The 17,379-nt window shown below is 74.0% G+C and carries 17 protein-coding genes; 6 read left to right on the forward strand and 11 right to left on the reverse strand.

What is annotated here, in order from left to right; genetic code table 11:
- Nucleotides 1–34 precede the first annotated feature (34 nt).
- From AMOR_RS25820 to AMOR_RS25830, 3 genes are all read left to right on the forward strand, one after another.
- Entirely contained in the window at nucleotides 35–1,300 is a 1,266-nt protein-coding gene (locus AMOR_RS25820; RefSeq protein WP_248355467.1) for a TonB family protein, read from the forward strand.
- A gap of 102 nt (nucleotides 1,301–1,402) precedes the next feature.
- Nucleotides 1,403–2,188: a cytochrome c biogenesis protein CcsA gene (gene ccsA / locus AMOR_RS25825; RefSeq protein ID WP_248355468.1), complete on the forward strand. Its 786-nt coding sequence runs from the start codon at nucleotides 1,403–1,405 to the stop codon at nucleotides 2,186–2,188.
- Nucleotides 2,175–3,230: a hypothetical protein gene (locus AMOR_RS25830; protein ID WP_248355469.1), complete on the forward strand. Its 1,056-nt coding sequence runs from the start codon at nucleotides 2,175–2,177 to the stop codon at nucleotides 3,228–3,230. Before ccsA ends, AMOR_RS25830 begins: the two co-directional genes overlap by 14 nt.
- Before the next feature lie 9 nt (nucleotides 3,231–3,239).
- Here the strand turns inward: AMOR_RS25830 and AMOR_RS25835 are convergent, their stop codons facing one another.
- From AMOR_RS25835 to folD, 7 genes are all read right to left on the reverse strand, one after another.
- Nucleotides 3,240–3,968: a hypothetical protein gene (locus AMOR_RS25835; protein ID WP_248355471.1), complete on the reverse strand. Its 729-nt coding sequence runs from the start codon at nucleotides 3,966–3,968 to the stop codon at nucleotides 3,240–3,242.
- Nucleotides 3,969–4,028: 60 nt separating this feature from the next.
- On the reverse strand, nucleotides 4,029–5,600 hold the full coding sequence (gene gcvPB, locus AMOR_RS25840) for an aminomethyl-transferring glycine dehydrogenase subunit GcvPB (RefSeq protein WP_248355474.1): 1,572 nt from the start codon (nucleotides 5,598–5,600) through the stop codon (nucleotides 4,029–4,031).
- A gap of 2 nt (nucleotides 5,601–5,602) precedes the next feature.
- The gene (gene gcvPA, locus AMOR_RS25845; protein WP_248355476.1) at nucleotides 5,603–6,940 is read right to left on the reverse strand and encodes an aminomethyl-transferring glycine dehydrogenase subunit GcvPA; all 1,338 of its coding nucleotides are present in this window, start codon (nucleotides 6,938–6,940) and stop codon (nucleotides 5,603–5,605) included.
- A gap of 62 nt (nucleotides 6,941–7,002) precedes the next feature.
- Nucleotides 7,003–7,389, reverse strand: coding sequence for a glycine cleavage system protein GcvH (gcvH, locus tag AMOR_RS25850; protein ID WP_248355478.1), 387 nt, complete (start codon nucleotides 7,387–7,389; stop codon nucleotides 7,003–7,005).
- Nucleotides 7,390–7,404: 15 nt separating this feature from the next.
- Entirely contained in the window at nucleotides 7,405–8,487 is a 1,083-nt protein-coding gene (gene gcvT / locus AMOR_RS25855) for a glycine cleavage system aminomethyltransferase GcvT (protein WP_248355480.1), read from the reverse strand.
- Between the two features lie 192 nt (nucleotides 8,488–8,679).
- Complete coding sequence (locus AMOR_RS25860; RefSeq protein ID WP_248355482.1) at nucleotides 8,680–9,786, reverse strand: metallophosphoesterase; 1,107 nt, start codon at nucleotides 9,784–9,786, stop codon at nucleotides 8,680–8,682.
- Nucleotides 9,783–10,628 carry a bifunctional methylenetetrahydrofolate dehydrogenase/methenyltetrahydrofolate cyclohydrolase FolD gene (gene folD / locus AMOR_RS25865; protein ID WP_248355483.1) on the reverse strand — a complete coding sequence of 282 codons (846 nt, stop codon included), beginning with the start codon at nucleotides 10,626–10,628 and terminating at the stop codon, nucleotides 9,783–9,785. The genes AMOR_RS25860 and folD overlap by 4 nt, the downstream gene beginning before the upstream one ends.
- A 120-nt stretch (nucleotides 10,629–10,748) precedes the next feature.
- Between folD and AMOR_RS25870 the strand changes: the two genes are divergently transcribed.
- The 3 genes from AMOR_RS25870 (at nucleotide 10,749) to AMOR_RS25880 (ending at nucleotide 12,550) form a co-directional block, all read left to right on the forward strand.
- Nucleotides 10,749–10,967 (forward strand): hypothetical protein, encoded by a 219-nt coding sequence (locus AMOR_RS25870; protein ID WP_248355485.1) that lies wholly within the window; start codon nucleotides 10,749–10,751, stop codon nucleotides 10,965–10,967.
- A 68-nt stretch (nucleotides 10,968–11,035) separates the two neighbouring features.
- Nucleotides 11,036–11,515 carry a hypothetical protein gene (locus AMOR_RS25875; RefSeq protein ID WP_248355487.1) on the forward strand — a complete coding sequence of 160 codons (480 nt, stop codon included), beginning with the start codon at nucleotides 11,036–11,038 and terminating at the stop codon, nucleotides 11,513–11,515.
- A 33-nt stretch (nucleotides 11,516–11,548) separates the two neighbouring features.
- Complete coding sequence (locus AMOR_RS25880) at nucleotides 11,549–12,550, forward strand: amidohydrolase family protein (RefSeq protein ID WP_248355489.1); 1,002 nt, start codon at nucleotides 11,549–11,551, stop codon at nucleotides 12,548–12,550.
- Nucleotides 12,551–12,596: 46 nt separating this feature from the next.
- Here the strand turns inward: AMOR_RS25880 and AMOR_RS25885 are convergent, their stop codons facing one another.
- From AMOR_RS25885 to AMOR_RS25900, 4 genes are all read right to left on the reverse strand, one after another.
- Nucleotides 12,597–14,216 (reverse strand): DUF6178 family protein, encoded by a 1,620-nt coding sequence (locus AMOR_RS25885; protein WP_248355491.1) that lies wholly within the window; start codon nucleotides 14,214–14,216, stop codon nucleotides 12,597–12,599.
- Nucleotides 14,217–14,292: 76 nt separating this feature from the next.
- The gene (locus AMOR_RS25890) at nucleotides 14,293–15,438 is read right to left on the reverse strand and encodes an N-acetylmuramic acid 6-phosphate etherase (protein ID WP_318653831.1); all 1,146 of its coding nucleotides are present in this window, start codon (nucleotides 15,436–15,438) and stop codon (nucleotides 14,293–14,295) included.
- A 26-nt stretch (nucleotides 15,439–15,464) separates the two neighbouring features.
- Nucleotides 15,465–15,683 (reverse strand): 50S ribosomal protein L28, encoded by a 219-nt coding sequence (gene rpmB / locus AMOR_RS25895; protein WP_248355493.1) that lies wholly within the window; start codon nucleotides 15,681–15,683, stop codon nucleotides 15,465–15,467.
- Between the two features lie 63 nt (nucleotides 15,684–15,746).
- Nucleotides 15,747–17,291, reverse strand: coding sequence for an NAD(P)-binding protein (locus AMOR_RS25900; RefSeq protein WP_248355495.1), 1,545 nt, complete (start codon nucleotides 17,289–17,291; stop codon nucleotides 15,747–15,749).
- Nucleotides 17,292–17,379: the final 88 nt, after the last annotated feature.

The following is a 17,379-nucleotide window of genomic DNA, read 5'->3' on the forward strand; positions in this document are numbered from 1 at the left end:
GAAACCGCCGGCAGCGCTGTTAACATCCCGGCGAATGGCGTTTCTCGGACCGAGCCTGCGGCGGCGGAGGGTGACGGACCGGCCCGGCGTGCGCGCTGCGGCCGCGGTCGTCGTCTCGCTCGCGCTGAACGCGCTCGCGATCTGGCTCCTCGTTCGCGTCGGCGCGTTCGAGATGCCGAAGGCGCCCCGGGAGACCCGCGTCGCGCTCGCGCCGCTCAGCGCCCAGCAGTGGGCGGCGAACCGCGCCATCGCGGGCGGCGCCCAGCCGCCGCAGCAGCCTCTCCGCGCCCCCACGGTCCCCGTGCCGCCGCCCCCCCCCGCGCCGCCGCCGCCGGAGCCGAAGAAGATGCCGGGGCAGATCGTGGACGTCGCGCCGTCGAAGAACAACACGCCGCCGAAGGACTCGAGGTTCCTCTCGGATCGGGACAACACCGTCGACAAGGAGACGCGGTCGCGCTTCGCCGGTACGCGTGCGTACGAGAACACCCTCCCGATGCCGTCGGACGGCGCGAAGAAGCCGCCGCAGCCGGTCGAGCAGCGGGGCGAGGGCGGGAAGACGGCGGAGGCGAAGGCCGGCAAGGAAGGCCCGAAGGGCGGGACCGGCGCGGTGCGGCCGGTCGCGCCGAAGCAGCCGGCGCAGGAGCGGCTCGCGCTCGCGCCAAAGCCGGATGAGCGCGGCTCCGGCGAGCTCCTCTCGGTGGTGCCGCGCGAGGATCGCCAGCGCGTGCCCGGGACCGGCGACAGCCTCGCGGTGCCGGGGCCGCCGGGCGCGCCCGACGGCGGCGGCGAGCGGCGGTCCGGCCGGATGGACGCGCGGCTGATCCCGGATCCGCAGAGCCTCGCACGGATCGCCGGCGGGCCGTCGCCGGATCGCCTCGAGAACGTGACGGAGGGTGACGCGACCGCCCTGAACACCCGCGGGTTCAAGTACGCGACCTTCATCAACCGCGTCGGCCTCTCGATCTACCGGGAGTGGGATCCCAACCGCGCCTATCTGTCGCGGGATCCGGACGGCACCATCTTCCCGCAGCGCGACCGCACGACCGGCATCCAGATCGTGCTCGCGCCGGACGGCGCGCTCCGGATGGTGAAGGTGCTCGAGCCCAGCGGCCTCGACTTCCTGGACAACGAGATCGTGCGCGCCACGCGCGCCGCCGCGCCATTCCCGAACCCGCCCGGCGGGCTGGTCGAGAACGACGAGATCCGCCTCACGTTCTACTACACGCTCGAGTCGCGCCACGCGTCGCGGGTGCAGGTCGTGCTGCCGCACGCTTCCGGGCAGCGGCCGTACCCGGAGTAGATCGCTCCGCGCACGGATGGTGGCGGCGACGCGCCCGCGCGGCCGGCGATCGGTCGCCCGCTTCTCGGCACCCGACCACCTCGGCTATCCTCCGCCGCGACCATGGGCCCTCCGGATCCCGCTCTCGCCGCCGCCGCGCACCCCGTCCTCGGGGCGCTGCTCTGGGCCGCCGCCGCGGTGTACGCGCTGGCCGCCGTCGCCGTCCTCGTCCGGCCGGCGCTCGCGCGCTGGCCGCTCGCGGCGGGGGCCGCCATCCACCTCGCGGCGACCGCGGGGCGGGGCCTGGCGATCGGCTTCTTCCCGCTCACGAACAAGATGGAGTCGTTCAACGCGGCCGCCCTCGCGACGGCGCTCCTCGCGGTCGTCGCCTTCCGCCCCGCGCGCGCGTACCTCGTGCCGCTCCTCGCGGTGCTCGGCGCCGCGCTCGCGGCGGCGCTCTCGATGCCGGGCGATCTCCGCTGGCCGCCGCCCCTCATGCGAACGGTCTGGTACCCGCTCCACATCCCGCTCTCGTTCCTCTCCTACGCGTCGTGGGCGGCGGCGGCGGCCGCCGCCGCGGCGTGGTGGCGCGACGGGGACGCCGCCTGGGTCGCCCTCGTGGACCGGCTCGCGCTGTGGGGCTTCGGCCTGTGGTCGCTCTCGATGGTGACCGGGGGCGTGTGGGGCGTCGTCGCGTGGGGCGCCTGGTTCATGTGGGATCCGAAGGTGATCTGGTCGGTGATCCTGTGGTTCCACTACGCGGCGTTCGTGCACGTGCGGCTCACGCCCTCGCTCCAGGGCCGGACCTGGATCCGCCCGGCGCTCGCGGCGGTCGGGTTCGGGTTCGTGCTCGTCGCCTACGTCGGCACCTCCTTCTTCTTCGGGCGGTCCTCGCATGCCTTCGGATAGCCGCCTCGACCGTCCGGACCGCCTCGCCTGGCTGCGCTCGCAGGGCCTCGGGCTCGCCTGCGGCTTCGCGACGGTGGTCCTCCTCGCGGTGGGCTCGTTCGTCCTCGCCGGCACGCGCGACGGCGCGTCGGCCGGCATCGGCATGGACGACCTGCGCGGCTTCTTCGCGCCGCCGTCGTGGGTCCACCTCTGGTTCTACCTGTTGCTCCCGGTCGCGGCGCTGTACGCCCTGAACACCGTGCTCGCGACCTGGGACACCGTGAGCCGGCGGTGGCGCGCCGGCGTCCGCGCGCCGTCGTCCTACGCACCGTCCGTGGTTCACGTCGGGTTCCTCCTCGCGCTCGCGGCGCACGCCGTCGGCGGTTTCCGTGGCGCCGAGCGCGGCGAGGTGATCCTGACGGAGGGGTGGCAGCCGGTGCCGGGGTTCGGCGAGGTCCGGCTCGCGTCGCTGGACGTCGAGACGCTGCCAGGCGGTATGCCCCGCGACGCGCGGGCAGAGGTCCTCGTCCGCGGCGCCGACGGGCGAGAGCGCGAGGACGCCATCGGCTACAACGATCCGCTCTCGTCGGGCGCCGGCGCGCGCCTGGCGCTCCTCTCGGAGCTCGGTCAGGTCCGCGTCGCCGAGCTCGGCTCGGGCGGGGACGGGTGCGTCCTCGCGGAAGGGCAGGGCTGCCTCGTCGCCGGGGAGCGGATCGAGGCGCTCCGCGTCGCGACGATCGCGGGCGGTGGCGGCGCGGCGCTCGTGCGGGCGCGGGGGCCGTCGGGGGCGGTCGAGGCGCGCTGGCTCCGCGACGACGGCGAGCTGGCGCTCGCGGGGAACCGCCCGCTCCAGCTCCGGGCCGTCCGCGAGGTCCCCGCGGTGCTCGTGCGCGTCCGCGAGGCGCCCGGCAACCCGTGGGCGCTCGCCGCGTCGCTGGTCCTCGCGGCCGGGCTCGCGCTCATGTGGCGCCGCTTCGTCCCCCGCCGCGCCGCCGCGCGTGACACCGTGGACCCCGGCGAGAGGGTGGGCGCGGTCGAGCCGGCCGGCCCCGCCGTTCCCTGAGGGAGCTCCCTACAGCTTGAAGGTCCCCTTGAGGCCGAGCTGGAGCCAGGAGTGGAACGCCCGGCCGTGGATGTCGCCGGAGATGTCCGCGAACCCCGGCGTCGAGATGTTGAAGCTCGAGAACTCGGCCATGCTGTACGAGATGAACGGACCGAGCGCGAACCGGGGGGACAGCGCGAGGTCGAGCCCCGCCTCGAGGAGCGGGAACTCGAGGCCGTCGTAGCTGAACGTCGAGATGTTCCCGACCGTCGAGTCGAAGGCGTCGGCCGAGATGAACTCCCAGCCGATGCCGAACCCGAGCCACGGATCGACCGGACGGTGGGGGGCCAGGTGGAACTGCATGTCCACGCCGAACCGGAAGCTCTGGCCGTCGCAGGACCGCCCCGCCACGCAGAAGTCCCGGTTCACCGACATCGGCGCATACTCGAAGTAGAAGCCGCCCCACAATGCCGGGTTGAAGCGGTAGCCCAGCTCGAACCAGATCGGGATCTTGTATTCGAGGAGGTCGTCGAGGCGGGGGTCGCCCTCGTCGGAGATCTTCCCGCCGGGGAACGCGTAGCCGACCCGCGCAGCGACCACGAGGCCCGTGTCGTGCTGCGGTGGCCTGCCACGCGGCGGACCGTACGGCGGGGGCCCGTACGGGGGCGGCGGGGGCGGCGGGGCGTTCGGATCGTACTGCGCGGTGGCGAGCGCCGGCAGCGCGAGCAGGGCCAGGAGCACGATCGATCGCGTACGCATATGACGACCTCCGGACGCCGTGAGGGCGCCCGGAAATCCCATAATGCGGCCGCCGCCGACCTACTCGACCTTCATCCCGGGCCGCCAGCGCAGGATCGGCTTCCGGGCCGCCCGGGTCTCGTCCAGGCGCGCGCGCACCGGGCGGACCGGCGCGGCCTTGACCGCCGCCGCGTCCGTCTTCGCCTCCTCCGCGATGGCCTTCATCGCGGCGACGAACCCGTCCAGCGTCTCCTTCGACTCCGTCTCCGTCGGCTCGATCATGATCGCGCCGTGCACGACGAGCGGGAAGTAGATCGTCGGCGGGTGGAACCCCTGGTCGATGAGCGCCTTCGCGATGTCCATCGTCGTGACGCCGGCCGCCTGCTGGTGCTTGTCGTCGAAGACGACCTCGTGGAGCGAGGCGGTCTCGTAGGGCAGGTTGAAGGTGTCCTTCAGCCGCGCGCGGACGTAGTTCGCGTTCAGGACCGCGAGCTCGCCGGTGGCGCGAACGCCCTCCGGGCCGTACTCGCGGACGAGCGCCCACGCGCGGACGAACATCGCGAAGTTGCCCCAGAACTCGCGGAGGCGGCCGATGGTCCTCGGCCGCTCCTTCACGTCGGTGACGAGGCGGTACGTCTCGCCCTCCTTCACCACGACGGGCAGCGGGAGGAACGGCGCGAGCGCCGCCTTCACCGCCACGGGGCCGGAGCCCGGGCCGCCCCCGCCGTGCGGCGTCGCGAACGTCTTGTGGAGGTTGTACTGGATGACGTCGAAGCCCATGTCGCCCGGGCGCGCCACGCCGAGCAGCGCGTTCATGTTCGCGCCGTCGCCGTACACGAGGCCGCCCTTCGCGTGGACGATCTCGGCGATCTCGGCGATGTTGCTCTCGAACACGCCGAGCGTGTTCGGGTTCGTGATCATGATCGCCGCGACGTCCTCGTCCATGGCGGCGCGCACGGTCTCGGGGTGCAGCCGGCCGTCGGGGCCGGAGGCGAGCTGGACGACCGCGTAGCCGTTCAGCGCCGAGGACGCCGGGTTCGTGCCGTGGGCGGTGTCGGGGATGAGGACCTTCTTCCGCGGGTTCCCCTTCGCCTCGTGGTAGGCGCGGATGAGCATGAGGCCGCACAGCTCGCCGTGCGCGCCCGCGGCGGGCGTGAGGGTGGTCGCGTCGAACCCCGCGATCTCGGAGAGCGCCCGCTCGAGCTGGTACATGAGCTCGAGCGCGCCCTGCGCGAGCTCGGGCGGCGCGAGCGGGTGCAGGTTCGCGAACCCGGGCAGCCGCGCGAGGGCCTCGCTCGACTTCGGGTTGTACTTCATGGTGCAGGAGCCGAGCGGGTAGAACCCGGTGTCGATGCCGTGGTTCCAGACCGACAGGCGGGTGAAGTGCCGGACGATCTCGAGCTCGGAGAGCTCCGGGAGCCCCTCGACCGTGCCGCGGAGCAGCGCCGCCGGGATCTCCTGGGCCGGGTCGTAGTCCTTCGGCGCGGGCGGGAGCGACACGCCGGTGCGCCCGCGCGAGCCGTGCTCGAAGAGGAGCGGCTCCTCGTACACGAGGCCCCGGGTCGCGCCGCCGAGCCCTGCGCCCGTCGGCGCCGCGGCGCCGGGCTTCGCGTCGTTCTCCATCGTGGGCTTCCAGCCGGTGGGGTTCGCCATGGCTAGCTCCTCACCGCCTGCGCGAAGAGCTCGATGAGCTCGGGCCCGTGCAGCTCGGTCGCGACGCAGAGCAGGGCGCCCTTCGCGCGCGGGTGATCGGGGTACCAGCGCCCGAGCGGCGCGCCGGCGACGAGGCCCTTCTTGGCGAGCCGCGCCACGACCGCCTCGGCGTCGCCCACGTCGAACACCTGCTCGTTGAAGACCGGGCCCGTGAACACCGTCCCGAAGCCGGACCGCTTCATCGCGTCGCGGAGCATCCGGGCGCGGCCGTGGTTCAGCCGCGCGAGCTCGGCGAGACCGTTCCGGCCGAGGAGGCCGAGGTGGATCGTCGATGCGAGGGCGCAGAGGCCGGAGTTGGTGCAGATGTTCGAGGTCGCCTTCTCGCGGCGGATGTGCTGCTCGCGCGTCGAGAGGGTGAGGACGAAGCCGCGGCGACCCTGCTTGTCGGTCGTCGCGCCGCAGATCCGGCCCGGCATCTGCCGCACGTTCGCCTCGCGCGTCGCGAAGAAGCCCGGGAACGGACCGCCGAAGGAGAGCGGGTTGCCGAAGCTCTGGAACGTCCCGACGGCGACGTCCGCGCCGAGCGCGCCCGGCGCCTGGAGCAACCCGAGCGCGACCGCCTCCGCCGTGACCGAGACGGTGAGGGCGCCCGCCTTCTTCGCGATGGCGGCCGCCTCGGGGAGCGCGTCGACGACGCCGAGGAAGTTCGGGTAGCCGAGGAGCACGCAGGCCGTGTCCGCGCCGACCGCCTTCTCGAGAGCGGCGAGGTCGGTGCGGCCGTCGGAACCGAACGGCACGGTGACGATCTCGTCGCGCGTGGAGCGCAGGTACGTCGCGAGGACCTTCCGGTACTCGGGGTGCAGCGCCGCGGAGACGACGATCTTCTTCCGGCCGGTGATGCGCGCGGCCATGAGCGCCGCCTCGGCGGTCGCCGTGGCGCCGTCGTACATGGAGGCGTTCGACACGTCCATGCCGGTGAGCAGGCACACGAACGTCTGCCACTCGAACAGCGCCTGGAGCGTGCCCTGCGAGATCTCCGGCTGGTACGGCGTGTACGCGGTGAAGAACTCGCCCCGGAGGAGCAGCTGGTCGACCACCGGCGGGACGTGGTGCGGGTAGGCGCCCGCGCCCACGAACGGCGGGTGCGCCGTCTCGTTCCGGCCCGCGAGGCGGCCGAACTCGGCGAAGAGGGCGATCTCGTCGAGCGCCGGCGGCAGGTCGAGGGCTCGCCCGAGCCGGAGCTTCTCCGGGATGGAGTCGAACAGCTCCGGGACGCTCTTCGCCCCGATGGCGTCGAGCATCGCCCGGATGTCCTCGGGCGTGTGCGGGTGGTAGCGCAATGGATGGCTCCGCGGCGCGAAGCTCCGCGCCGCCGACAGGGGAACGCCCGGGAGCGGTGGACCTACTCCTGCTCCTCGACGAACGCCTTGTACGTCTTGGCGTCCATCAGGGCCTCGAGCTCCTTCGGATCCGCCGGCTCGATGACGATCATCCACCCCTCCTCGTAGGGGTCCTCGTTGATCGTCTCGGGCGCGTCGGACAGCGGGTCGTTCACCTCGACCACTTTCCCGCTGATCGGCGCGAACAGCTCGGAGACGGCCTTGGTCGACTCGACGACGCCGAACGACTCGCCCTTCTTCACCGGGTCGCCGACGTCGGGCAGCTCGACGAAGACGACGTCGCCGAGCTGGTCCTGGGCGAAGTCGGTGATGCCGACCACGATGTTGCCACCCTTCTTCTTCGCCCACTCGTGTTCGCGCGTGTAGCGGAGCTCGTCCGGGAAATCCATGTCACTCCCTCCAGGTCACTTTCGCGTGTAGAACGGCGTCTTGACGGCCTGCGCGGCGACCGGCTTGCCGCGGATCTCGACGGCGAACGACGAGCCCTCGGCGGCGAGGGCGGGCGGCACGTACGCGAGCCCGATCGACGTCCCGAGCGACGGGCTCTTCGTCCCGCTCGTCACGACGCCGACCTTCCGGCCGTCCTGCAGCACCGGGTACCCGTGGCGTGCGATGCCGGGCTCGACCAGCTGGAAGCCGACCAGCTTCCGCGTGAGCCCCTGCTCCTTCTGGCGGAGGAGCGCGTCCCGGCCGACGAAGTCGCCCTTGTCGAGCTTCACGACCCAGGCGAGGCCGGCCTCGAGCGGCGTCGTCCCGTCGTCCATGTCGGAGCCGTAGAGCCGGTACGCCATCTCGAGCCGGAGCGAGTCGCGGGCGCCGAGTCCGCACGGCGCGATCCCCTCCGGCTTGCCCGCGGCCATGAGCGCCTCCCAGAGCCGCGGCCCCTCGGCGGAGGCGCAGAAGAGCTCGAACCCGTCCTCGCCGGTGTAGCCGGTCCGCGCGACGATGCACGCGACGCCGGCGACCTCGCCGTGGCCGAACCGGTAGGACTTCATCTGCGAGAGGTTCACCTTCGTGAGCCGCTGCAGCAGCTCCGCGGCCTTCGGTCCCTGGAGCGCGAGCTGCGCCCAGTCGTCGGACTCGTTCTTCACGTCCGCGCCGCCCGCGTGCGCCGCGAGCCAGTCGAAGTCCTTCTGGCGGTTCGACGCGTTCACGCACACGAGCAGGTCGTTCGCGGCGCGGCGGTAGACGACCACGTCGTCCACGATGCCGCCGTCCTCGCGGCAGAGGCAGCCGTACTGCGCCTGGCCGTCGGCGACCTTCGAGAGGTCGTTCGTGAACACCCGGTTCAGCGCCTCGAGCGCCTTCGGGCCGCGGAACACGACCTCGCCCATGTGCGAGACATCGAACAGCCCGACGCGCGTACGTACCGCGGCGTGCTCGGCGAGGATGCCTTCGTACTGGACCGGCATGTCCCAGCCGGCGAACTCGACCATCCGTGCGCCGGACCGAACATGGATGTCGTGGAGAGGCGTGCGGAGGGCCATGAAGCCTCGTGGGGGAGTGGAGGGCGGGCGGATTGTATCGGGGCTGACCCGACGGTCAAGCACCGCCGGCGCGCTTCGCCCTGTCCGGACGCGCCCTTGCACTAGCAGCACGGCCGGCGTGCCGCAACGGCCTGGCGCGCGGAGCGGCCTGGGCACCGGAAGGGGCCCGCGGCGAGGGAGCGGCCGGCGCGGTCACCGGCAGGAGACCGGCGCGCACGGGCCGCGGCCGGTCGCGGCGCAGCAGTGGAGCGGCGCCCCGTCCACGCCCTCGAAGCGGTAGCGCCACCCGTCGGCACCGACCTCGAGCACGCCGTAGCCCCACGCCCCCGAGCCGAAGAGGAGCTCCGCCGCGGGGACCGAGACGCTCTCGAACCGCTCCTCGGGACGGCCACGCGCGCCGTTGCCGGACACGAGCACGTCGAGCCCCTCGGGCGTCCGGAGGTGCTGCAGGTCGTGGTCATGGCCACCGAGCCAGGCGCGCACGTTCCCGCCCGCGGCGGCGAGGAGCCTCCGGCTCCGCTCGACCTGGGCCGCCATGCGCGAGTCGTCGCGGTGCACGCCCGCGATCGCCGGCGGGTGGTGACCGACGACGAAGCAGACGCGGCGGTCGCAGCCGGCCGCCGCCCCCGCGACGAAGGCGACCTCGTCCTCGAAGGAGAAGCCGCCGTAGTCGCCGCGGAGGAGGTTCGAGTCGACGACGATGAAGCGCGCCGGTCCCGCGTCCACGACGTAGTGCCGCCCCGGCATGCTCCAGAGCGGCGACGCGTGCGCGACCTCGAGGCACGCCTTGAGGCGCTGCACGGCGGCCGGCTCCCCGGCGCCGCATCGCGCGACGTCGTGATTCCCGAGGGCGAGCCAGATCCGCGGGGCACGCCGCGAGGCCGCGAGCGCCGCGAGCGGCGCCTCGTGCCGGGCGAACCCGGGATCCGCCGGCGGCGAGAAGCCGGGCGAGACGGTGTTTCCGTCGGGCGCGAACGCACAGGCGGCCGCGCCGGGGAGGGCGGCGTCGGGGCCGCACTCGTACAGGTTGTCGCCGGGGAACACGGCCAGATCGAACGGCGCGCGCTGGTGCGCGCGGACGACCGCCGCGGCGACGGCGCCCTGCTGTCGCGTGCGGTCGCCGAAGTCGGCGAGGTGCAGGACCCGGACGACCGGGCCGGCGAGCGGGCGCGGCGCGGGTGCGGGGTGGAGCGCGGCGCCCCGGCGGACGGTGACGCCCTGCGCGCCGGCCTGGCCGGAGAAGGCGAGCGCGGCCGCGACGGGGAGCGCCGCGGCGAGGGCGCGCCACCGCGGCGTCACGGCAGCGTGCGCCGCGCGAGCTCGACCGTGTTGACGAGCAGCATCGCGCGCGTCATCGGGCCGACCCCGCCCGGGACCGGAGTGATCGCCGACGCGCGGCGCGCGGCGGCCGCGTACTCGACGTCGCCGACGAGCTTGCCGTCCGCGAGCCGGTTCATGCCGACGTCGATCACCACGGCGCCCTCGCGGATCCAGTCGCCCTTCACCAGCTCGGCCTTGCCGATGGCGGCCACGACGATGTCCGCGCGGGCCACCTCGCCGGCGAGGTCCTGCGTGCGCGAGTGCGCGATGGTGACCGTCGCGTGCTTCTCGAGGAGCATCGCCGCCATCGGCTTCCCGACGATGTTGGAGCGTCCGATGACGATGGCGCGCTTGCCCTTCGGATCGACCTTCGCCTCCTCGAGCATCCGCATCACGCCGGCGGGCGTGCAGGGGCGGGGGACGCCAGGGATGCCGATGGAGAGGGCGCCGACGTTGAACGGGTGGAAGCCGTCGGCGTCCTTCGCGGGCGAGATGGCGTCCAGGATCGCGCGCTCGTCCACGTGCTTCGGGAGCGGCAGCTGGACCAGGATGCCGTGCACCTTCGGGTCGGCGTTGAGCTTCGCGATGAGCGCGAGCAGCTCCGCCTGCGTGACGGTCGCGGGGAGGTGGTGCTCGTCGGAGTGGATCCCGACCTCCTCGCAGTCCTTCCGCTTGCCGCGGACGTAGATGGCGGAAGCCGGGTCCTCGCCCACCCGCACCACGGTGAGGCCGGTGTGGACGCCCTTCGCCTTCAGCGCCTTCACCCCCTCCGCGACCTCCGCCTTCACCTTCGCCGCGATCTGCTTGCCGTCGATGATCATGGGCGGCGGAGTATAGAACAGCATGCCGCAGGTGTCCCCCATCCGTGGCTGCTTGTGAGCACGCCGCTTCGTGGCTAACCGTCCAGGGCAGCTCTCCCTCGCCGCACCGCGGAGCCGGTCATGGCCCTGTACCGCTTCCTGTTCGCGCCCGTCCTCCTCGCCGTCGCGGTCCTGCACGGCGGCGGTCGGCCGCACCAGGCCATGGAACCGCGCGCGGACGCCGTCGTGCAGGTGATCGACGCCACCTCGCCGCGCGCCGCCCGTCCGGTACCAGCCGCAGCGCGGGCCGACGCCGCGACGCGTCGCCCCGAGCCGCTGCGTTCCCCGGCGAGCCGCTGATTCCTCGCGGCGCGGTCCTCCGCGGCTATGATTCCGCCGCGCGCGCCCCCGGCGCGCTGGAGGTGATCATGCAGCTGTGCGATCGGTGCGCCACGCCCCCGACCCCGCTCGACGAGGAGGGACGCTGCGTCACCTGCGACGCCGCGGGCGAAGGCCTCGCGCTCCTGTCCCGCTCCGCGTTCGCCTCCATCCGCGACATGATGACGCTGCTCGAGGACAAGGGGCTCGCGCCGGAGATGGAGAAGGTGCCGCCGGCGCGCCCGGAGGAGCGGGTGCACCCGCTCTGGAACCTCTATGTCCCGGCGGACGAGGTGGGCGCCGCCCGGGACCTGCTCCGGAAGGACTGGGCGGGGCTGCTCGAGGATCCGGACGCGACCGCCGCCGCCGAGCGAGGGCAGGCGGAGATCGATCTCGACGCGGGCGGCGAGGTGACCTGCCCCGCGTGCGGGCACCGCTTCGCCATCGGGGGGACGGGGGAGGTGGAGTGCCCCGAGTGCGGCCTCGGCCTCGGGGTGCCCGGGGCGGCGCCGGACGACTCGAAAGAGTGAGCTTCCGTCGGAGGTGCGCGGTATCTCCCGCGCATGGCTCGCGAGCTCTCGGACCTCCACATCCACGTCGGCGGCGCCGTCGCGCCGCACATCCTCTGGTCCATCGCGCACGACCAGGGCTTCAAGCTCCCGGTCTCCGACTACTGGGAGTTCAAGGAGCTCGTCTCGGCCCGGCCAGGCAAGGTGAAGTCGCTCGACGAGTACCTCGCGGTCCTCCACACCTGGACCGAGAAGATCCAGTCCTCGCCCCAGGCGATGGAGCGGAGCGTCTACGAGGTGATCGGGAAGGAGTACCGCTCCTCCCGCGTCTCGCTCATCGAGCTGCGGTTCAACCCGATGAAGCGCAACGTGGGCGGGGAGCGCGACCTCGACCACATCATCCACGCGGCGCTCCGCGGGATGGACCGCGCCGTGCTCGAGTACGGCGTGCAGGCGGGGCTCATCTTCTGCCTCGCGCGCGAGTTCCCGCTCGCGCTCAACGAGATCCTGGTCGAGAAGGCCATCAAGTACCGGAAGCGCGGCGTCGTGGGGATCGACCTCGCCGGCACGGAGAAGCACGCCGTCGAGCTGATGCCGACCGAGGTGAAGCGCTACCGCGAGCTGTACGCGCGGGCGCGAAAGGCCGGCCTCAAGACGACGGTCCACACGGGCGAGACCGCCGGCACCGGCCCGGAGGGCGTCCGCGCCGTCGTCGAGGAGCTCGAGCCACACCGGATCGGGCACGGCATCTGCGCCGCCCGCGACGACCGGGTCATGGACCTGCTCCGGGAGCGCGGCGTCACGCTCGAGATCTGCCCCTCGTCGAACCTCGCGACGCGCGCCGTCGCGTCCCTCGACGAGCTCGGCCAGGTGCTGGCGCGGTTCTGGGAGCGCGGCGTGCGGTTCACGATCAACACCGACGGTCCCTACCTGCTCGACACGAACATGCGCACCGAGGTGCGGATGCTGCGCGAGGCGGGCGTGCTCTCGGAGGAGCAGCTCGATCAGGCGATCCGGTGGGCCCGCGAGGCGACGTTCATCGGGGAGGCGGGGTAGGGGAAGCGTGGCCGCGCGAACCGCGGCGGAGTCGAGGGGTGCCGCGTCAGTCGCGCACGAGCACCGCTGACACGTGCTCCGGGCGGACCGTCCCGCCCTCGGCCGCGGGCCGGAGCTCCTCCGCCCGCGCACGGGCGAGGGCGAGGAGGAGCGCCCCGGCGTCGCCGCCGGTCGCGAGGCGCGGGTCGTCGATCGCTGCGAGCGCCCGCGCTGCAGCCGGGAGCTCGGCCGCGGCGAGGGGAGCTGGCGCGAAGGGGCGCCCGAGCCGCTCGTTCGCGAGCGCGGTCAGGTACAGCGTCGAGAGGCGCGGCGCGAGCGGTCCCTCGGTCCGGACCGCGAGGCCGAGCGTCCGCGCGAGCGCGGCGAGGCCCTCGGCGAGGTCGAGCGCTGCCGTCGCGCGGGCGAGGTCGTCGGCCGAGCGGAACGCGCGGGGCTCGAAGGCGGCCGCGGCGGGCGTGGCCCAGTCCTCCCGCAGCGCCTCGAGGCCGGGGAAGTAGCGGGGGCGCTTCCCGGCGAGGGCCGCCACCGCCTCGCCGAGCGGCGCGTCGAGGAGCGGCGCCTCGCGCGTCCCGGCGGCGCCGCCCGCGAGGAGGCGGTCCGCGCGCCACTTGAGGGCGAGCACGCGCCCGAACCCCTCCTGGAAGATCCGCTTCACCGGCGTCGCGCCGAGCACCTCGGCCGCGCGCGCCGGATCGCGGCCGGCGAGCTGCTCGAGGCCGAGCTCGAGCAGCGCGCGGGCGCGCTCGAAGGCGTCGCGAACCGCTTCCAGGTCGGCGACGTCCACCTGGTCGGCGACGAGGACCGCGTTCGCGGCGGCGACGATCTCCTGATCGAGGACGTCGCGCTCCTCCGGCGGGAGGGCCGCGGCCGCGCCGTCGAGGAGGGCGCCGGTGGCGAGCGTCGCGAGGAAGAAGCCGGGCGGCCGCGCGGGCGCGCCGGGCGCGTGCGCCGCCGGCGTGCGCGGCGGGCGCGCGAACCACGAGAGCGCCTCCTCCATCGTCGGGAAGCCGAGGTCCGCGAGGCGCCCCGTCCGCCAGCGGAGCGCGGTCTCCTCGAGCTCGCTCGGCGCCTCCCACCGGATCGCGGAGAGCAGGCGCGACGCCCTGAAGGGATCCTCGGCGTAGAGGTCGTCGACCAGGCCGCGGACGGCGGCGTACTCGGTGCCCTCGACGACGAACTCGACGACGAACTTGCCCTCCGGGGTCCGCATGAAGCGATCGCTCTCGAACTCCGGATCCGGGTCCTGCTCGAGGTCGTGGATCCGCAGCGCGTCGCGGAAGAGGAGGAAGAGCACCTCCAGGTCGAGCGCCTGGAGCTTGCGTGTCCACCGGGCCGACGCCTTCGGATCGCGGTACGCCCCGGCCCGCGCGGCGCGGAGCCACGGCAGCGCCTTCCGGGGCGCGAACCCGTCGGCCGTCCACGCGTCGAGATCGAGGAAGATCTTGAACTGCTCCGGCGAGGCGAGCTGGGCGAGGACCGCGGCGTCGCCGAGGCCGATGTCGCGGATCGTGAAGTACAGCTCGTCGGCCGGCAGGGCGCGGACGAGCGCCTGCGGATCTCGGGCGCCGAGGATCACGTCGAGCCGCTTCCGGCCGTGAGCCTGCGCGAGCGCGGAGCGGGCCTGGGCCAGCTCGGAGGGTGCGAGCGACTTGTCTTGCTTGGCCATCGTGATTCCTCCCTCCAACGCGACGACCCCAGCGTCACCGATGCGGTCGCCGTTACCGTTACCGTTACCGTTACCGTCACCGAGCCCGTCCCCGTGACCCGCGTCCCGTGGCCCGTGGCCCCCGGCCCGTTCCCGTGCCCGACGGTGAACGCGAGCGGCCCCCCTCACCCCGGCCCTCTCCCCCCGCTCCGCGGGGGGAGAGGGAGGATCCCTTCAACGCCCTCGACCTCGCCCTCGCCCTCGACTCCGCGCTCGATCTCGACTCCGCGCTCGATCTCGACTCCGCCCTCGCCCTCGACTCTGCGCTCGATCTCGACTCCGCGCTCGCCCTCGACTCCGCGCTCGATCTCGCCGACGACGCCCTCGATCTCGACCGCGATCCCGCTCCCGCCGCAGCCTCCACCGCCCGCCGCACGCTCCACCGGCAACGCTCGAGCAGCGCCCGCGCGGCGCGCGCGTCCACTCCCGCGAGCGCCACCACGTTCCGCACCGCCCGGTCCCGCAGCTTCGCGTTCGTGGGCCGCAGATCGACCATCCGCCCACCGCGGACCGCGCCGAGCGACACGAACACCGTTGTCGAGAGCAGCCCGAGCGCCATCTTCGCCGCCGTGCCCGCCTTCATCCGGGTGGACCCCGCCACCAGCTCGGGGCCCGTGGCGAGCACGACCCGGTGATCCACCGGCGCGCCCGCGCCCGGGCTCGACGTGACGAGGGCCGTCCGCGCGCCGCGCCGCCGCGCCTCCGCGAGCGCCGCGACGACGAACGGCGTCCGGCCCGAGGCGCTGATGCCGACCACCACGTCGCGCGGGCCGACCCGCGTCCGTCGCACGGCCGCCCGCGCCGCGGCCGCGTCGTCCTCCGCGCCCTCGACGGCGCGGCGGAGCGCCCTCGGACCGCCGGCGACGAGGGCGACGACGCGGGACGGGGACACTCCGAACGTGGGAGGGCACTCCGCGGCGTCGAGCGCGCCGAGTCGGCCGGACGTGCCGGCGCCGGCGTACACGAGCCGGCCGCCGGCGCGGAGCGCGTCCGCGACGGCGCGAGCGAGGGACGCGAGCGACGGCAGGGCCTGGCCCACCGCGCGCACCGCCTCCCGGTCGCCGGCGTGCAGCCGGGCGAGGAGGCGGCCCGCGGGGAGCCGCTCGAGATCCGAGCCTCTGGGGTGGGGCGCCTCGGTGACGGGGAGCTGACGCTCGCGGCGTGCGCGCACTGCGCGGCTCACCCTGTGGGCCCCGGGCGAGGGACCCTCTACGCCTGCGCGGCGGTCGACCGGCCGCGGCCCGCCTTCATGACCTTGCCGGCCTTGAGGCAGCGCGTGCAGACGCGGATGTGCTTCACCTCACCCGCGAGGTTCGCGCGCACCGAGCGAAGGTTCGGGAGCGAGCGCGTCTTGTTCTTGTTGTTCGCGTGGGAAACGGTGTTCCCGACGAGCGGGCCCTTCCCACAGATCTCGCAGCGGCGTGCCATGTCGGACTCCAAAACCGTTAAGGAGCGCGGGATATTACCGATCCGCGCTCGAAAGGCAAGGGGTCACTTCAGGACGTCCTTGCGCCCGAGCGCGGCCGCGACGTGCGCGGCGGCCTGGATGCCCGCGAAGAACTCGCCCTCGATGCCGAGGCCCGGGATGACCTCGCGGCCGGCGAAGAACAGGTTCTTCCACGGCCCGCGCACCGGGAGGCCGGTGATCCCGAGCGTCGAGTCGAGCTCGGTCTCGTAGAGCGGGTGGGCGAGCAGGCGCGCGCCCTCCGCCAGGCCGGCGGGGGCGTTCAGCGCCGGCGCGGACTCGGCGACGAGGTGCCGCTCGAAGAAAGGGATCGCGTCCGCCACGGCCTCGCGGATGCGCGCCGAGGAGCGGACCAGGTCCTCCCGGGCGGTGGTCTCGGCCGGGAGGAACGCGCTCGCGCACACCACGCGCTCGTCGGCGACCGCCTCGGCGGTGCCCTTCTTGCCGTCGCGGCGGGCGGGCAGCACCTGCAGGAAGATCGCGTTCTCGATGCCGTCGCCGCCCGCGGGGTCCCGGAGGGCGAGGACGTTCTCGCCGAGCGCGGGCGGCAGCGCCGCCTGCTTCACGATGAGGTTCAGCGAGAAGAGCCGCCGGCGGGCGCGGATCTCGGAGAGCACGCGGACCGGCTTCGCGTCGGCCTCGCCGGGGGGGACGAGCCGCCGCGCGCTCTCGGCGTCGGTGGCGAGGATGAAGGCGCGCGCGACGTGGGCGTCGGGGGAGTCGGCGAGCCGGACCGCCGCCACGCGGCCGCCCTCGATCTCGAGCGCCGACGCGGCGGCGGGCTCGCCGGGGCCGCCGCGCAGCTCGCCGCGGGACTCGGCGATCCGCTTGCGGATGAGCTCCCGCAGCATGGCCTGGCCGAACGCGAGCCGGTGGGTGCCGCGGAGCGCGCCGCCGAGGAGGCGGACCTGGGAGAGCGGGGAGGGCGGGCCGTCGAGGTAGGTGAGGAACCGGTGCGCGATGCCGAGGCTCTGGACGAGCTCGTGCTCCTCGAGCCCCACGAACGGGCGCGCCACGCCCACCGGGTCCTTCGGCGCGTTCGGCGCCGTCGACGCGAGCTTGAGAGCCTTCTTGACGGTGCGCCGCTCGCCGAAGCCCTCCGGCGGCAGCGGGGGCGCGGCCTTGAGGAAGAAGCCCGCGAACTCGAACAGCGCGGTGAGCGCGGCGAAGCCGCCCTCGAGCGCCTCGGCCTCGTTCGGCCATTCGCGGCGCAGCTCGGTGCGGAGGATCGCCACGTCCCGGGAGACGTCCACGCGGTGCTTCGGGAGCAGGAGCTGCAGGTCGGGCTCGGATGGCTCGAGGGCGCGGGCCACGTCCGTGGCGAGGCCGAGCTCGGCGAGCGCCGCCTCCGCCGCGGGCATGAAGCGTGGGCTCGGCACCGCCGCGGGGCCCCACGGGAGGACGTAGCCCGCGTCGGAGTACGTCGGCCCGAGGTCGTGATGGGCGACGTGCAGCACGCGGAAGCCGCGCCGCGCGAGGAGGGCGCCCGCGACGATGCCGCCGAGCTGGGAGCCGACGATGCAGACGTCGTAGATGCGCTGGGTCGCTGGAGGCCTGAAGGTCTGCGCCACGGTGGGCGGGGAGTCTATGACGCGCGGCGACTTCGCGCCACCGCACCCGGTAGCACCTTCACCCTCACCGAGCGACGGAAACGGAAAC

The organism is Anaeromyxobacter oryzae, from assembly GCF_023169945.1.
In the GTDB taxonomy this organism is placed as follows: Bacteria; Myxococcota; Myxococcia; order Myxococcales; family Anaeromyxobacteraceae; genus Anaeromyxobacter; species Anaeromyxobacter oryzae.

Coding starts and splice junctions, on each gene's coding strand:
- AMOR_RS25820 (WP_248355467.1), top strand. CDS start 35: ATGGCGTTTCTCGGACCGAGCCTGCGGCGGCGGAGGGTGACGGACCGG.
- ccsA (WP_248355468.1), top strand. CDS start 1,403: ATGGGCCCTCCGGATCCCGCTCTCGCCGCCGCCGCGCACCCCGTCCTC.
- AMOR_RS25830 (WP_248355469.1), top strand. CDS start 2,175: ATGCCTTCGGATAGCCGCCTCGACCGTCCGGACCGCCTCGCCTGGCTG.
- AMOR_RS25835 (WP_248355471.1), bottom strand. CDS start 3,968: ATGCGTACGCGATCGATCGTGCTCCTGGCCCTGCTCGCGCTGCCGGCG.
- gcvPB (WP_248355474.1), bottom strand. CDS start 5,600: ATGGCGAACCCCACCGGCTGGAAGCCCACGATGGAGAACGACGCGAAG.
- gcvH (WP_248355478.1), bottom strand. CDS start 7,389: ATGGATTTCCCGGACGAGCTCCGCTACACGCGCGAACACGAGTGGGCG.
- gcvT (WP_248355480.1), bottom strand. CDS start 8,487: ATGGCCCTCCGCACGCCTCTCCACGACATCCATGTTCGGTCCGGCGCA.
- folD (WP_248355483.1), bottom strand. CDS start 10,628: ATGATCATCGACGGCAAGCAGATCGCGGCGAAGGTGAAGGCGGAGGTC.
- AMOR_RS25870 (WP_248355485.1), top strand. CDS start 10,749: ATGGCCCTGTACCGCTTCCTGTTCGCGCCCGTCCTCCTCGCCGTCGCG.
- AMOR_RS25875 (WP_248355487.1), top strand. CDS start 11,036: ATGCAGCTGTGCGATCGGTGCGCCACGCCCCCGACCCCGCTCGACGAG.
- AMOR_RS25880 (WP_248355489.1), top strand. CDS start 11,549: ATGGCTCGCGAGCTCTCGGACCTCCACATCCACGTCGGCGGCGCCGTC.
- AMOR_RS25885 (WP_248355491.1), bottom strand. CDS start 14,216: ATGGCCAAGCAAGACAAGTCGCTCGCACCCTCCGAGCTGGCCCAGGCC.
- rpmB (WP_248355493.1), bottom strand. CDS start 15,683: ATGGCACGCCGCTGCGAGATCTGTGGGAAGGGCCCGCTCGTCGGGAAC.